Source organism: Streptomyces sp. NBC_00335, assembly GCF_036127095.1.
Taxonomy (GTDB): Bacteria; Actinomycetota; Actinomycetes; order Streptomycetales; family Streptomycetaceae; genus Streptomyces.
Genome location: NZ_CP108006.1, coordinates 2,302,063 through 2,318,362 on the forward strand (window position 1 = coordinate 2,302,063; position 16,300 = coordinate 2,318,362).

At 65.4% G+C, this 16,300-nt stretch carries 4 protein-coding genes, 1 tRNA gene and 3 rRNA genes; 1 reads left to right on the plus strand and 7 read right to left on the minus strand.

Annotated elements, in window-relative coordinates; translation table 11 throughout:
- On the minus strand, positions 1–5,511 hold the full coding sequence (locus OHA37_RS10115) for a HAMP domain-containing protein (RefSeq protein ID WP_266904004.1): 5,511 nt from the start codon (positions 5,509–5,511) through the stop codon (positions 1–3).
- Positions 5,512–5,781: 270 nt separating this feature from the next.
- Between OHA37_RS10115 and OHA37_RS10120 the strand changes: the two genes are divergently transcribed.
- Positions 5,782–8,304: a SpoIIE family protein phosphatase gene (locus tag OHA37_RS10120; protein ID WP_266904005.1), complete on the plus strand. Its 2,523-nt coding sequence runs from the start codon at positions 5,782–5,784 to the stop codon at positions 8,302–8,304.
- A 20-nt stretch (positions 8,305–8,324) separates the two neighbouring features.
- Here OHA37_RS10120 and OHA37_RS10125 read toward each other — a convergent pair whose 3' ends face one another.
- From OHA37_RS10125 to OHA37_RS10150, 6 genes are all read right to left on the minus strand, one after another.
- Positions 8,325–8,537 carry a hypothetical protein gene (locus OHA37_RS10125; RefSeq protein ID WP_266904006.1) on the minus strand — a complete coding sequence of 71 codons (213 nt, stop codon included), beginning with the start codon at positions 8,535–8,537 and terminating at the stop codon, positions 8,325–8,327.
- 188 nt (positions 8,538–8,725) lie between these two features.
- Positions 8,726–8,801 (minus strand) — tRNA-Thr (locus OHA37_RS10130).
- Between the two features lie 5 nt (positions 8,802–8,806).
- Positions 8,807–8,924 (minus strand): 5S ribosomal RNA (gene rrf, locus OHA37_RS10135).
- Between the two features lie 74 nt (positions 8,925–8,998).
- Positions 8,999–12,122 (minus strand): 23S ribosomal RNA (locus tag OHA37_RS10140).
- A gap of 284 nt (positions 12,123–12,406) precedes the next feature.
- Positions 12,407–13,931: ribosomal RNA gene (locus OHA37_RS10145) — 16S ribosomal RNA — on the minus strand.
- Together the 16S, 23S and 5S rRNA genes with 1 tRNA gene alongside form the textbook arrangement of a ribosomal RNA operon.
- Before the next feature lie 628 nt (positions 13,932–14,559).
- Positions 14,560–16,245, minus strand: a complete 1,686-nt coding sequence (locus tag OHA37_RS10150) for a ribonuclease J (protein WP_266904007.1) — start codon at positions 16,243–16,245, stop codon at positions 14,560–14,562.
- Between the last annotated feature and the right edge of the window lie 55 nt (positions 16,246–16,300).

The following is a 16,300-nucleotide window of genomic DNA, read 5'->3' on the forward strand; positions in this document are numbered from 1 at the left end:
TCACGCCCCGGCCCCGCGCATGTGCCCTTCCATGACCGACAGTAGGTAGTCGGGTTCGACCGGCTTGGTCACGTAGTCCGAGGCACCGGACTCGATCGCCTTCTCCCGGTCCCCCTTCATGGCCTTCGCCGTCAGCGCGATGATCGGCAGCCCCTCGAACTGGGGCATCCGCCGGATCGCCGAGGTCGTCGCGTACCCGTCCATCTCCGGCATCATGATGTCCATCAGCACGAGCGCCACGTCGTCGTGCTGCTCCAGGACCTCGATGCCCTCCCTGCCGTTCTCCGCGTACAGCACCGCCAGACCGTGCTGCTCCAGCACGCTGGTCAGCGCGAAGACGTTGCGCACGTCGTCGTCCACGATCAGCACCCGCTCGCCGTGGAAGTCGTACGTCCGCGGCGCCTGCGGCAGCGGCTCCTCCACGAACCACGCGTCCGCGTCGCCCTGTCCGGGCACCTCCGCCCGCAGCGGCGGCTCGGCCATCGCCTTGCGGCGCCGCCGGAACAGCGCCGAGGACCCCTGCCCGGCCGGTTCCCCGGCCCGCGGCAGCGCCATCGGCCCCACGGACCCTACGGGGCCCTGCGCCACCGGCGCCGCCGGCAGCTCGGGCCGCACCTCCTCGGCGGCCGGGCGGCGGTACAGCTCCCCGCGCGCCCCACCGGGCGTCGGCGGCGCGTACCCCTGCGGGGGCAGCTCGCTCGGGTGCAGCGGCAGGTACAGCGTGAAGGTCGACCCGCGGCCGGGTTCGCTCGCCGCGTGGATCTCCCCGCCCAGCAGCCGGGCGATCTCCCGGCTGATGGACAGTCCGAGGCCGGTGCCGCCGTACTTGCGGCTGGTCGTCCCGTCGGCCTGCTTGAACGCCTCGAAGATCACCAGCATCTTGCTCGCGGCGATCCCGATCCCGGTGTCGGTCACCGAGAAGGCGATCAGGTCCGCGTCGGCCTCCCGCAGCGAACCGGCCTCCAGGAGCTGCTCGCGGATCGCGATGGGCACATCGGCCCCGGCGGGCCGGATCACCAGCTCCACCGCCCCCGTGTCGGTGAACTTCACCGCGTTCGACAGCAGGTTGCGCAGCACCTGGAGCAGCCGCTGCTCGTCGGTGTGCAGGGTCGCCGGGAGCTCCGGGGAGACCCGTACCGAGAAGTCGAGCCCCTTCTCCGCGGTCAGCGGCCGGAAGGTGGCCTCCACGTAGTCGACGAGCTGGACCAGCGCGATCCGGGTCGGGGAGACGTCCATCTTCCCGGCCTCGACCTTCGACAGGTCGAGGATGTCGTTGATCAGCTGGAGCAGGTCGGAGCCGGCGCCGTGGATGGTCTCGGCGAACTCCACCTGCTTCGGCGAGAGGTTCTCGTCCGCGTTGTCGGCGAGCAGCTTGGCCAGGATCAGCAGGGAGTTGAGCGGGGTCCGCAGCTCGTGCGACATGTTCGCCAGGAACTCGCTCTTGTACCGCATCGAGACCGCGAGCTGCTCGGCACGCTCCTCCAGGACCTGCCGGGCCTCCTCGATCTCGGTGTTCTTCACCTCGATGTCCCGGTTCTGCTGGGCCAGCAGTTCGGCCTTCTCCTCCAGTTCGGCGTTGGCGGCCTGAAGGGCCTTCTGCCGGTTCTCCAGTTCGTCGGAGCGCTCGCGCAGCTGCTCGGTCATCTCCTGCGACTGCTTGAGCAGCATCTCCGTCTTGGAGTTGACGGAGATGGTGTTGACGCTCGTACCGATCATCTCGGCGATCTGGCTGAGGAAGTCCTTCTGGATCTGCGTGAAGGGCTGGAAGGAGGCCAGCTCGATGACGCCGAGCACCTTCCCCTCGAAGAGCACCGGCAGCACGATCACGTGCGCCGGCGGGGCCTCGCCGAGCCCGGAGGAGATCTTCAGGTAGCCGGGCGGGGTGTTCTCGATGAGCACCATCCGCTTCTCCTCGGCGACCATCCCGATCAGCCCCTCCCCCGGCCGGAAGGAGATGGGCATCTGACCGCCTGCGTACGCGTAACTCCCGCGCATCCGCAGCTCGTACGAGCCGTCCGCGCCCCCGTCCGTCCCGATCTCGGGGGTACCGCCCGCCGGCAGCGCCAGGAAGAACGCGCCGTGCTGCGCGGAGACCACCGGGGTCAGCTCGCTCATGATCAGCGAGGCCACGTCGTCCAGCTCGCGGCGGCCCTGCATCAGGGCGGAGATGCGGGCGAGGTTGCCCTTGAGCCAGTCCTGCTCCTTGTTGGCCAAGGTGGTGTCGCGCAGGTTGGCGATCATCGTGTTGATGTTGTCCTGGAGGACCTGGATCTCGCCCGCCGCGTCCACGTCGATCTTCAGGTTGAGATCGCCCCGCGTCACCGCGGTGGCCACGGCCGCGATGGCGCGCACCTGCCGGGTGAGGTTTCCGGCCATCTCGTTCACGGACTCGGTCAGGTCCCGCCAGGTGCCGTCCACGTCCCGCACGCGGGCCTGGCCGCCCAGGATGCCCTCCGTACCCACCTCGCGGGCCACCCGGGTCACCTGGTCGGCGAAGGAGGAGAGCTGGTCGACCATCGTGTTGATCGTGGTCTTGAGCTCCAGGATCTCCCCGCGCGCGTCGATGTCGATCTTCTTGGTCATATCGCCCTTGGCGATGGCCGTCGTGACCATGGCGATCTGCCGCACCTGGCCGGTGAGGTTGGAGGCCATGAAGTTCACCGAGTCGGTGAGGTCCTTCCACGTCCCCGAGACCCCGGGCACGTGCGCCTGGCCGCCCAGGCGGCCCTCCGTACCCACCTCGCGGGCCACGCGCGTGACCTCGTCGGCGAAGGACGACAGGGTCTTGACCATCGTGTTGACGGTGTCGGCGAGCTGCGCGACCTCGCCGCGCGCCTCGACCGTGACCGTCTTGGTCAGGTCGCCGTTGGCCACCGCGGTCGAGACCTGGGCGATCCCGCGCACCTGGGCGGTCAGATTGCCGGCCATCGTGTTGACGTTGTCGCTGAGGTCCTTCCAGATGCCGGTGACCCCGCGCACCCGGGCCTGGCCGCCGAGGATGCCCTCGGTGCCCACCTCGCGGGCCACCCGCGTCACCTGCTCGGCGAAGGAGGACAGCTGGTCCACCATCGTGTTCACCGTGGTGACGAGCTCCAGGATCTCGCCCTTGGCATCGACGGTGATCTTCTTGGAGAGGTCGCCCATGGCGACCGCCGTGGTCACCTCGGCGATGTTGCGCACCTGCGAGGTCAGGTTGTTCGCCATGAAGTTGACGGACTGGGTGAGGTCCTTCCAGGTGCCGGAGACGCCCTTCACCTCGGCCTGGCCGCCCAGGATGCCCTCGGTGCCCACCTCGCGGGCCACCCGGGTCACCTGCTCCGCGAAGTTCGAGAGCTGGTCCACCATCGTGTTGAGGGTGTTCTTCAGCTCCAGGATCTCGCCCCGGGCATCGACCTCGATCTTCTGCGACAGGTCGCCGCGCGCCACCGCGGTGGCGACCTGCGCGATGTTGCGCACCTGGGACGTCAGGTTCCCGGCCATGCCGTTCACGGAGTCCGTCAGGTCGCGCCACACGCCGGCCACACCTGGCACCTGCGCCTGACCGCCGAGCCGGCCCTCCGTACCCACGTCCCGGGCCACCCGGGTCACCTGCTCGGCGAAGGCCGAGAGCTGGTCGACCATCGTGTTGATGGTGTTCTTCAGCTCCAGGATCTCGCCGCGCGCGTCCACGTCGATCTTCTGGGAGAGGTCGCCGCGGGCCACGGCCGTGGTCACCTGGGCGATCTGGCGCACCTGGGACGTCAGGTTCCCGGCCATGAAGTTGACGGAGTCGGTGAGCTCCTTCCAAGTGCCGGACACCCCCTCGACCCGCGCCTGGCCGCCGAGCCGGCCCTCCGTGCCCACGTCCCGCGCCATCCGCGTGACCTGGTCGGCGAAGGAGGACAGCTGGTCCACCATCGTGTTCACGGTGTTCTTCAGCTGGAGCATCTCGCCGGAGACGTCGACCGTGACCTTCTGCGACAGATCGCCGTTGGCCACCGCCGTCGTCACCTGGGCGATGTTGCGGACCTGCCCGGTGAGGTTGCGGAAGGCGGTGTTCACCGAGTCGGTGAGGTCCTTCCACGTCCCGGCCGCGCCCGGCACCTGCGCCTGGCCGCCCAGTTCGCCCTCGACGCCGACCTCACGGGCCACACGCGTCACCTCAGCACCGAACGACTGGAGCTGGTCCACCATCGTGTTGACGGTGTTCTTCAGCTCCAGCATCTCGCCGGCCACGTTCACGGTGACCTTCTGCGACAGATCGCCGTTGGCCACCGCCGTCGTCACCGTCGCGATGTCCCGCACCTGCGTGGTGAGGTTGCGGAAGACCGTGTTCACCGAGTCGGTGAGGTCCTTCCACGTACCCGCGGCACCCGGCACCTGCGCCTGGCCGCCGAGCGTGCCCTTGGCGCCGACCTCGCTGGCCACGCGCGTGACCTCGTCCGCGAAGGTCCGCAGTGTCTCGGTCATCTGGTTGATCGTTTCGGCCAGCTGCGCGACCTCGCCGCGCGCGCTGACCCGGACCTTCTGCGACAGGTCGCCGTTGGCCACGGCCGTGGTCACCTGCGCGATACCGCGCACCTGGGCCGTCAGGTTGCCCGCCATCGTGTTGACGGAGTCGGTCAGGTCCTTCCACACGCCCGCGACCCCGGGCACCTTCGCCTGGCCGCCGAGCTCGCCCTCCGTACCCACCTCGCGGGCCACGCGGGTCACCTCGGAGGAGAACGAGGAGAGCTGGTCCACCATCGTGTTCACGGTGTTCTTCAGCTGCAGCATCTCGCCGGCCACGTGCACCGTGACCTTGCGCGACAGATCGCCCTTGGCCACGGCCGTGGTCACGAGAGCAATGTCACGCACCTGGGCGGTGAGCCGGTACGCCATCGTGTTGACGGAGTCGGTCAGATCCTTCCAGGATCCCGACATTCCGCGCACCTGCGCCTGGCCGCCGAGCTTGCCCTCGGTACCCACCTCCAGCGCCACCCGCGTCACCTCGTCGGTGAACGCGGAGAGCTGGTCGACCAGGTTGTTGACCGTCCGCCCGACCTTCAGGAACTCCCCGCGCAGCGGGTGCCCGGCACCCTCCGCGGCCTGGGTCCGCAGGTCCATGCGCTGGTCGAGGTCACCCTCGGCGACCGCCGACAGCACCCGGCCCACCTCGGACACCGGCCGGGCCAGATCGTCGACCAGCTGGTTCGAGGCGTCGATCGCGGCCGCCCAGGAGCCCTCGCAGGCGCCTGTTTCCAGCCGTTCGCTGAGCTTGCCCTCGCGGCCGACCATGCGCCGCACCCGGGACAGCTCCCCGGTCAGGTGGAGATTGCGGTCGGCCACCTCGTTGTAGACGGCGGCGATCTCCGCCATCACCCCGTCGCCGGACACCGTCAGCCGCTTGCGGAAGTTACCGTCCCGCATCGACACCAGGGCCGTGAGCAGCCTGTTCAGGGCCGCGGTATCGACTTCCGTCGTCCCGCCCCGCCGGGAGCGTCCTCCCTTCGGGCGCGTTCCCGTACGCCGCACCGCCGCGCCAGCCTCCACCGTGTCCCTCCCGAAAGGGTCGACCACTGTTCCACCGGGCATCTTGTTCATCAGACTGCGTCCACCTACGCCGTGCCCATCCAAGCCGTGCCCATCAACTGCCTGACTCCAAGCCTGCCCAGTGTTTCACCCCGGCTGAACCCGGCCATAACACTCCGGCACCATCGCACACCGGCCACACCCTGTGGGTGGATTCACCGACGACGGCACCATGGCGACCGTGAAGGTAAGTAACCTGGCATCCGTTGTCCACCGCGTCGAAGGAGACTTGTGATCACGGCACGGGCGGCTGCCAGTTTCGATCCACAGGGGCGTTCAGTCGCTGCTGCCCGCGCATTCGTCCGCGACACCCTCCAGGGCTGGGGTTTCGCCGACATCGTCGACGACGCGGTGGTCCTCACCAGCGAGCTCGTCACCAACGCCGTGGTCCACGCCGGCACCCGCGCCGAAGTCCTGTGCCTGCGCACCGAGGACGGCGTACGGATCGAGGTCGCCGACCGCTACCCGGAGCGCGAGCTCCCGCTCCAGCACCCCGGCGACCGCCCGTACGCGGACCCCGACCGCGAGAACGGCCGCGGGCTCATGCTCTGCGCCGCCCTCGCCACCCGCTGGGGCGTCGAGTACACGGCCACGCACAAGCACGTGTGGTTCCGGCTCGACATGCCGGACCGCCCGGTCGGTACCCGCTCCGCGGGACCCGTCGTCCCCGACCAGCTCCTGCCCCTGGCCGACAGCCGCGTCCGCGTCGCCGTCCTGCAGATCGACTCCGCCGGCACGGTCTCCGCCTGGAACGAGGACGCCGAGATCATCTTCGGCCACCTCGCCGCGAAGGCCGTCGGCCGCCCGCTCGCCGAGCTGGCCGCCTGGCCGCAGACCCCCGGCACCGGCACCGGCATCGCCGAGGCCCTGCGCCTGTCCCGCTGGGAGGGCAGCTACGGCATCCGCGGCGCCGACGGCCGCGTGATCCCCATCTACGCCTCCCACCTGCGGGTCCGCGACGCCCACGGTGAGCCCTCCATCGTCTGCCTGCTCGTGCACGACGACGAGCGCGCCCTGCTGCAGAGCCCCGCACGGGTCCCCATGGACGGCGGCCACCTGACCGAGACCCGCCCCACGGACCCCTTCGAGATCTTCATCGGCTCCCCCGCCCCCGACGACCTCGACGGCCTCCTCCAGCGCACCGTGGAACGCGCCCGCGACCTCCTCGACGCCGACTCCGCCTTCCTCCTCCTCGCCACCGACGACGAGACCGAGCTCGAAGTCCGCGCCACCACGGGCCTGCCCTCCACCCGCCAGCGCTTCGCCCGCGTCCCCGTCGAAGCCGGCACCAACCGGTACGGCAGCGCCCGCATGCCCGCCGTCCACGAGGACCTCATCGTCGTCCCCGGTGCGGTACCCCTCCTGGAAGCCACCGGCATGCGCTCCGCCATCACCGTCCCCCTCAAGGTCGAGGGCCGCCTCACCGGCTCGCTCGGCGTCGCCTCCGAGATCCCCGGCCGCTACTCCAACGAGGACGCCCTGCGCCTGCAGTTCGCCGCGGACCGCATCGCCCTCGCCGTGGAATCGGCCCGCCTCGGCGAGCTCGAACGACTGCGCCGCGGCTCCCTCTCCTTCCTCGTCGAGGCCTCCGACCTGCTCGCCGGCACCCTGGACCGCGACCAGACCCTGGCCCTCATGGCCCAGATGACCGTCCCCACCCTCGCCACCTGGTGCGCCGTCTACACCATCGCCGACCAGGCCTCCGACCCGTTCCTCTCCTACGTCCTGCACGAGGACGAGGAGCGCATCGACGGCCTCAAGGCCCTGCTCGCCCAGGTCAGCCCGCCCGAGCCGGTCCGCGAGTCCGGCGCCCGCCCCTGGCCCGAGACCTCCCTGGCCGTCGGCGGCGAGACGGTGGTCCTCCCCCTCCTCGCCCGCAACCGCGTCATCGGCATGCTGACCCTCGGCAAGCCCTCGGAGGAGCACTTCCGCCAGGAGATCCTCGAACTCGCCGAGGACCTTTCCCGCCGCGCCGCCCTCGCCCTGGACAACGCCCGCCTGTACTCCGAGCGCACCGCCATCAGCCGCTCGCTCCAGCGCAGCCTGCTGCCGCCCGGCTCCCCCACCATCCCCGGCATCGAGGTCGAGGTCATCTACCGCGCCGCCGGCGAGGGCAACGAGGTGGGCGGAGACTTCTACGACGTCTTCCCCATCCGCCCCGGCGTCTACGGGTTCGCCATCGGCGACGTCTGCGGTACGGGCCCGGAGGCGGCCGCCGTCACCGGCCTGGCCCGCCACGCCCTGCGCCTCCTGGCCCGCGAGGGCCTAGGCGGCCCGGCCGTACTGGAGCGCCTCAACGCGGCGATCCTCGACGAGGGCGACCGCAGCCGCTTCCTCACCCTCCTCTACGGCGAGCTGCACCCCCAGCCCGACGGCGGCGCCCACATGAAGGTCGTCTGCGCGGGCCACCCGCTGCCGCTGCGCCTGCGCCCGAACGGCGAGGTGACCCCGGCCGCCGACCCGCAGCCCCTCCTCGGCGTCCTGGACGACCTCGACCTCTACGAACAGACCCTCACCCTGGACCCGGGCGACGTCCTCCTCTGCGTCACCGACGGCGTCACCGAACGCCGCGAGGGCACCCGCATGCTCGGCGACGACGGCCTCACCGAGGTCCTCACCACCTGTACGGGCCTCACCGCCGGCGCCGTCGCCTCCCGCGTCCTGCGCGCGGTGGAACGCTTCGCCGCCGAACCCGCCTCCGACGACATGGCCATCCTGGCCTTCCGCATCCCCCAGCAGCGCGACGGCGACTGAGCACCGCCGCGCCACACCGCTTACCGGCGGGGCCCCGCCACCAGGATCATGAAGGACGGGGCTGCCATCTCCGCGGCCCAAGGGGCACTGCCCGTCTCGACGACCGCGTCACGGCCGGCGTCGGACCGGGAAGGGGGCACGGACGCGGGCACGGACGGGGACGGGGAGGCACCGTCGGCAGCCGGGGCCGTCCTGAACGTGTGGGCGAAGTGTCGGATCCGTTCGGTGTTCATGAGCGTTCCTCCCGTGGATCGAGGGCCTTGGAACTCCTGCTCATCCCATTGCGCCCCGAGCCCCGCCCCCGGTCACGGCCCGAAAGTTCGGGGCTTGACGGGAAGCCCCGGACCCTCCTCACGCACAGCAGGACCCCTGCCGGGGGAACGCAAAAAGGCCCCCGCCAATGGCGGGGGCCTTCTCGTTTTGGAGCCCTTTAACGGAATCGAACCGTTGACCTTCTCCTTACCATGGAGACGCTCTACCGACTGAGCTAAAAGGGCGGGTTGTTCGGCGGCGTCCTACTCTCCCACAGGGTCCCCCCTGCAGTACCATCGGCGCTGAAAGGCTTAGCTTCCGGGTTCGGAATGTAAACCGGGCGTTTCCCTAACGCTATGACCACCGAAACACTATGAAGTTAACCAAACCGGATATGACACAGTTCGTTACTTCAGAACTAACACAGTGGACGCGAGCAACTGAGGACAAGCCCTCGGCCTATTAGTACCAGTCAGCTCCACCCGTTACCGGGCTTCCACATCTGGCCTATCAACCCAGTCGTCTACTGGGAGCCTTACCCTCTCAAGGAGGTGGGAATACTCATCTTGAAGCAGGCTTCCCGCTTAGATGCTTTCAGCGGTTATCCCTCCCGAACGTAGCCAACCAGCCATGCCCTTGGCAGGACAACTGGCACACCAGAGGTTCGTCCGTCCCGGTCCTCTCGTACTAGGGACAGCCCTTCTCAATATTCCTACGCGCACAGCGGATAGGGACCGAACTGTCTCACGACGTTCTAAACCCAGCTCGCGTACCGCTTTAATGGGCGAACAGCCCAACCCTTGGGACCGACTCCAGCCCCAGGATGCGACGAGCCGACATCGAGGTGCCAAACCATCCCGTCGATATGGACTCTTGGGGAAGATCAGCCTGTTATCCCCGGGGTACCTTTTATCCGTTGAGCGACGGCGCTTCCACAAGCCACCGCCGGATCACTAGTCCCGACTTTCGTCCCTGCTCGACCCGTCGGTCTCACAGTCAAGCTCCCTTGTGCACTTACACTCAACACCTGATTGCCAACCAGGCTGAGGGAACCTTTGGGCGCCTCCGTTACTTTTTGGGAGGCAACCGCCCCAGTTAAACTACCCATCAGACACTGTCCCTGATCCGGATCACGGACCGAGGTTAGACATCCAGCACGACCAGAGTGGTATTTCAACGACGACTCCACAACCACTGGCGTGGCCGCTTCAAAGTCTCCCACCTATCCTACACAAGCCGAACCGAACACCAATATCAAACTATAGTAAAGGTCCCGGGGTCTTTCCGTCCTGCTGCGCGAAACGAGCATCTTTACTCGTAGTGCAATTTCACCGGGCCTATGGTTGAGACAGTCGAGAAGTCGTTACGCCATTCGTGCAGGTCGGAACTTACCCGACAAGGAATTTCGCTACCTTAGGATGGTTATAGTTACCACCGCCGTTTACTGGCGCTTAAGTTCTCAGCTTCGCCACACCGAAATGTGACTAACCGGTCCCCTTAACGTTCCAGCACCGGGCAGGCGTCAGTCCGTATACATCGCCTTACGGCTTCGCACGGACCTGTGTTTTTAGTAAACAGTCGCTTCTCGCTGGTCTCTGCGGCCACCCCCAGCTCACGGAGTAAATCCGATCACCAGTGATGGCCCCCCTTCTCCCGAAGTTACGGGGGCATTTTGCCGAGTTCCTTAACCATAGTTCACCCGAACGCCTCGGTATTCTCTACCTGACCACCTGAGTCGGTTTAGGGTACGGGCCGCCATGAAACTCGCTAGAGGCTTTTCTCGACAGCATAGGATCATCCACTTCACCACAATCGGCTCGGCATCAGGTCTCAGCCTTATATGAGGGACGGATTTGCCTACCCCTCGGCCTACACCCTTACCCCGGGACTACCACCGCCCGGGCTGGACTACCTTCCTGCGTCACCCCATCGCTTACCTACTACAAGTCTGGGTCACCGGCTCCACCACTTTCCTTTCCCCGAAGGGTCCGGAACGGCTTCACGGGCTTAGCATCGCCTGATTCGATATTGGGCGTTTCAAAGCGGGTACCGGAATATCAACCGGTTGTCCATCGACTACGCCTGTCGGCCTCGCCTTAGGTCCCGACTTACCCTGGGCAGATCAGCTTGACCCAGGAACCCTTAGTCAATCGGCGCACACGTTTCTCACGTGTGTATCGCTACTCATGCCTGCATTCTCACTCGTGAACCGTCCACAACTAGCTTCCGCTGCTGCTTCACCCGGCACACGACGCTCCCCTACCCATCACAGCGGGCGTTGGCCCTATTGCTGCAATGACACGACTTCGGCGGTACGCTTGAGCCCCGCTACATTGTCGGCGCGGAATCACTTGACCAGTGAGCTATTACGCACTCTTTCAAGGGTGGCTGCTTCTAAGCCAACCTCCTGGTTGTCTCTGCGACTCCACATCCTTTCCCACTTAGCGTACGCTTAGGGGCCTTAGTCGATGCTCTGGGCTGTTTCCCTCTCGACCATGGAGCTTATCCCCCACAGTCTCACTGCCACGCTCTCACTTACCGGCATTCGGAGTTTGGCTAAGGTCAGTAACCCGGTAGGGCCCATCGCCTATCCAGTGCTCTACCTCCGGCAAGAAACACGTGACGCTGCACCTAAATGCATTTCGGGGAGAACCAGCTATCACGGAGTTTGATTGGCCTTTCACCCCTAACCACAGGTCATCCCCCAGGTTTTCAACCCTGGTGGGTTCGGTCCTCCACGAAGTCTTACCTCCGCTTCAACCTGCCCATGGCTAGATCACTCCGCTTCGGGTCTAGAGCGTGCAACTCAATCGCCCTATTCGGACTCGCTTTCGCTACGGCTTCCCCACACGGGTTAACCTCGCTACACACCGCTAACTCGCAGGCTCATTCTTCAAAAGGCACGCAGTCACGACCGTTATTCCGAAGAATAACGGCGACGCTCCCACGGCTTGTAGGCACACGGTTTCAGGTACTATTTCACTCCGCTCCCGCGGTACTTTTCACCATTCCCTCACGGTACTATCCGCTATCGGTCACCAGGGAATATTTAGGCTTAGCGGGTGGTCCCGCCAGATTCACACGGGATTTCTCGGGCCCCGTGCTACTTGGGAGATTCTTAAGCAAGCCGCTGATGTTTCGTCTACGGGGGTCTTACCCTCTACGCCGGACCTTTCGCATGTCCTTCGACTACATCAACGGTTTCTGACTCGCCGACCGGCCGGCAGACCGATCAAAAGAATTCCCACAACCCCGCATGCGCAACCCCTGCCGGGTATCACACGCATACGGTTTGGCCTCATCCGGTTTCGCTCGCCACTACTCCCGGAATCACGGTTGTTTTCTCTTCCTGCGGGTACTGAGATGTTTCACTTCCCCGCGTTCCCTCCACACTGCCTATGTGTTCAGCAGTGGGTGACAGCCCATGACGACTGCCGGGTTTCCCCATTCGGACACCCCCGGATCAAAGCTCAGTTGGCAGCTCCCCGGGGCCTATCGCGGCCTCTCACGTCCTTCATCGGTTCCTGGTGCCAAGGCATCCACCGTGCGCCCTTAAAAACTTGGCCTACAGATGCTCGCGTCCACTGTGTAGTTCTCAAGCAACGACCAGTCACCCATCACCCTCACCCATAAGGCGAAGTTCACTGGGGCCGGCATCGCGAAGATAAGACCTTTCGGCCGTACCCTCAGATACCCAACAACGTGCCAAGCACGATCCCCCGTCAGTGAGTCACTTTCCACGCCGAAGCAGTACTTGTGACCCATCCAGGAAACCGTGCCAACTAATCAACGTTCCACCCTGAGCTGACCGTGCAGAACGTTTGTCTGCAATCGGTACTGTGCTCCTTAGAAAGGAGGTGATCCAGCCGCACCTTCCGGTACGGCTACCTTGTTACGACTTCGTCCCAATCGCCAGTCCCACCTTCGACAGCTCCCTCCCTTACGGGTTGGGCCACCGGCTTCGGGTGTTACCGACTTTCGTGACGTGACGGGCGGTGTGTACAAGGCCCGGGAACGTATTCACCGCAGCAATGCTGATCTGCGATTACTAGCAACTCCGACTTCATGGGGTCGAGTTGCAGACCCCAATCCGAACTGAGACCGGCTTTTTGAGATTCGCTCCACCTCACGGTATCGCAGCTCATTGTACCGGCCATTGTAGCACGTGTGCAGCCCAAGACATAAGGGGCATGATGACTTGACGTCGTCCCCACCTTCCTCCGAGTTGACCCCGGCGGTCTCCTGTGAGTCCCCATCACCCCGAAGGGCATGCTGGCAACACAGGACAAGGGTTGCGCTCGTTGCGGGACTTAACCCAACATCTCACGACACGAGCTGACGACAGCCATGCACCACCTGTATACCGACCACAAGGGGGGCACTATCTCTAATGCTTTCCGGTATATGTCAAGCCTTGGTAAGGTTCTTCGCGTTGCGTCGAATTAAGCCACATGCTCCGCTGCTTGTGCGGGCCCCCGTCAATTCCTTTGAGTTTTAGCCTTGCGGCCGTACTCCCCAGGCGGGGAACTTAATGCGTTAGCTGCGGCACCGACGACGTGGAATGTCGCCAACACCTAGTTCCCAACGTTTACGGCGTGGACTACCAGGGTATCTAATCCTGTTCGCTCCCCACGCTTTCGCTCCTCAGCGTCAGTAATGGCCCAGAGATCCGCCTTCGCCACCGGTGTTCCTCCTGATATCTGCGCATTTCACCGCTACACCAGGAATTCCGATCTCCCCTACCACACTCTAGCTAGCCCGTATCGAATGCAGACCCGAGGTTAAGCCTCGGGCTTTCACATCCGACGTGACAAGCCGCCTACGAGCTCTTTACGCCCAATAATTCCGGACAACGCTTGCGCCCTACGTATTACCGCGGCTGCTGGCACGTAGTTAGCCGGCGCTTCTTCTGCAGGTACCGTCACTTTCGCTTCTTCCCTGCTGAAAGAGGTTTACAACCCGAAGGCCGTCATCCCTCACGCGGCGTCGCTGCATCAGGCTTTCGCCCATTGTGCAATATTCCCCACTGCTGCCTCCCGTAGGAGTCTGGGCCGTGTCTCAGTCCCAGTGTGGCCGGTCGCCCTCTCAGGCCGGCTACCCGTCGTCGCCTTGGTGGGCCATTACCCCACCAACAAGCTGATAGGCCGCGGGCTCATCCTTCACCGCCGGAGCTTTTAACCCCCGCCCATGCAGGCAGGAGTGTTATCCGGTATTAGACCCCGTTTCCAGGGCTTGTCCCAGAGTGAAGGGCAGATTGCCCACGTGTTACTCACCCGTTCGCCACTAATCCACCCCGAAGGGCTTCATCGTTCGACTTGCATGTGTTAAGCACGCCGCCAGCGTTCGTCCTGAGCCAGGATCAAACTCTCCATGAATGTTTACCGGTAATCCGGTGCACACGCACTTAGAGCGGGACAGTCATGTCGGAATAAGACCGACCGTCCACTGCGTCCTCGCTGTGTAATTGCCTGCAAGCGTCAGGGCCGAAGCCGCGACCTCACAGGTCTTTTTCAAAGGAACCTCATCCACCGAAATGGACGGGGTATCAACTTTTTGGCGTTGATTTTTGGCACGCTGTTGAGTTCTCAAGGAACGGACGCTTCCTTTGTACTCACCCTCTCGGGCTTTCCTCCGGGCGCTTCCTTCGTTCTTGTGTCTCCGACTCTATCAGACTCTTTCGTGTCCGATTCCCAGTCAGCGGGATTCGCTTTCCAGTTCTTCGCTTTCGCGTTTCCCTTTCCGGCGATTCCAACTCTACCAGATCATTTCCGTGTCGTTTCAGACTTGGATTTGAATTGGACGGCCGTTGGAGAGCCATTCCCTTTCGGGCGAGCCAGACTTTATCAGGTTTCCCTGCTCTGGAATCCCACCCGCCCGCACCGACATGGCCGGGCACACGTGTGTGCCGGGGAGCCGTGCGAGGTGGAGACGTAAACGTACTGGAGCGGGGCCCCCGGATGCAAATCCGGTTGCCCCGCTCCGGTGTGGTCGCTACGGCGAGGGTCAGACCTCGACGACGACCGGGAGGATCATCGGGCGGCGGCGGTAGCCGTCCGAGACCCACTTGCCCATCGTGCGGCGGATGAGCTGCTGGATCTGGTGCGGCTCGGCCACGCCGTCCGCGGCGGCGCGGGCGATGGCTTCCTCGATCTTCGGCAGGACCGAGGAGAACGCCGAGTCCTCGATGCCGGAGCCGCGGGCCTGGATGTTCGGGCCGCTGACGATCTTGCCCGTGGTGCTGTCCACCACGACGTAGACCGAGATGATGCCCTCGTCACCGAGGATCTTGCGGTCCTTGAGGTGGGCTTCGGTGACGTCGCCGACCGAGAGGCCGTCCACGTAGACGTAGCCGGCCTGGACCTTGCCCGAGATGCGGGCCTTGCCGTCGATGAGGTCGACGACGACGCCGTCCTCAGCGATGACGATGCGGTCCTTCGGTACGCCCGTCAGGGCGCCGAGCTCCGCGTTGGCGCGCAGGTGGCGCCATTCGCCGTGGACCGGCATCAGGTTCCGCGGCTTGCAGATGTTGTAGAAGTACAGCAGCTCGCCCGCGGAGGCGTGGCCGGAGACGTGCACCTTGGCGTTGCCCTTGTGCACGACGTTGGCGCCCCAGCGGGTCAGGCCGTTGATCACGCGGTAGACCGCGTTCTCGTTGCCCGGGATGAGCGACGAGGCCAGGATGACCGTGTCGCCCGGGACGATCCGGATCTGGTGGTCGCGGTTCGCCATGCGGGACAGGGCCGCCATCGGCTCGCCCTGCGAACCGGTGCAGACCAGGACGACCTCGTGGGGCGGCAGGTCGTCGAGGGTCTTGACGTCCACGACCAGGCCGGCCGGAACCTTCAGGTAGCCCAGGTCACGGGCGATGCCCATGTTGCGGACCATCGAGCGGCCGACGAAGGCGACCCTGCGGCCGTACTCGTGGGCGGCGTCGAGGATCTGCTGGATGCGGTGCACGTGGCTCGCGAAGCTCGCCACGATGATCCGGTTGTTGGCGTTGGCGAACACCGTGCGCAGGACGCCGGAGATCTCGCGCTCGGGCGGGACGAAGCCCGGGACCTCGGCGTTCGTCGAGTCCGAGAGGAGAAGGTCGATGCCCTCTTCGCTCAGGCGCGCGAAGGCGTGCAGGTCGGTGAGGCGGTTGTCCAGCGGGAGCTGGTCCATCTTGAAGTCACCGGTGCACACGACCATGCCGGCGCCGGTGCGGATGGCCACGGCCAGGGCGTCCGGGATGGAGTGGTTGACCGCGATGAACTCGCAGTCGAAGGGGCCGAGGTTCTCGCGCTCGCCTTCCTTCACCTCGAGGGTGTAGGGGCGGATGCGGTGCTCCTGGAGCTTGGCCTCGATGAGCGCCAGCGTCAGCTTGGAGCCGATCAGCGGGATGTCCGGCTTCTCCCGGAGGAGGTAGGGGACGGCGCCGATGTGGTCTTCGTGGCCGTGCGTGAGGACGATGCCCTCGATGTCGTCGAGCCGGTCCCTGATGGACGAGAAGTCCGGCAGGATCAGGTCGATGCCCGGCTGCTCCTCTTCGGGGAAGAGGACACCGCAGTCGACGATGAGCAGGCGGCCGTCGAACTCGAAGACGGTCATGTTGCGGCCGATCTCACCGAGCCCGCCCAGGGGGGTGACCCGAAGGCCGCCCTTGGGGAGCTTCGGCGGCGGACCGAGTTCAGGATGCGGATGGCTCAAAAGGTTCTCCTTCACCACGCGCGGCCACGTACCCGTCGAGGCACGTGGCGCGCAT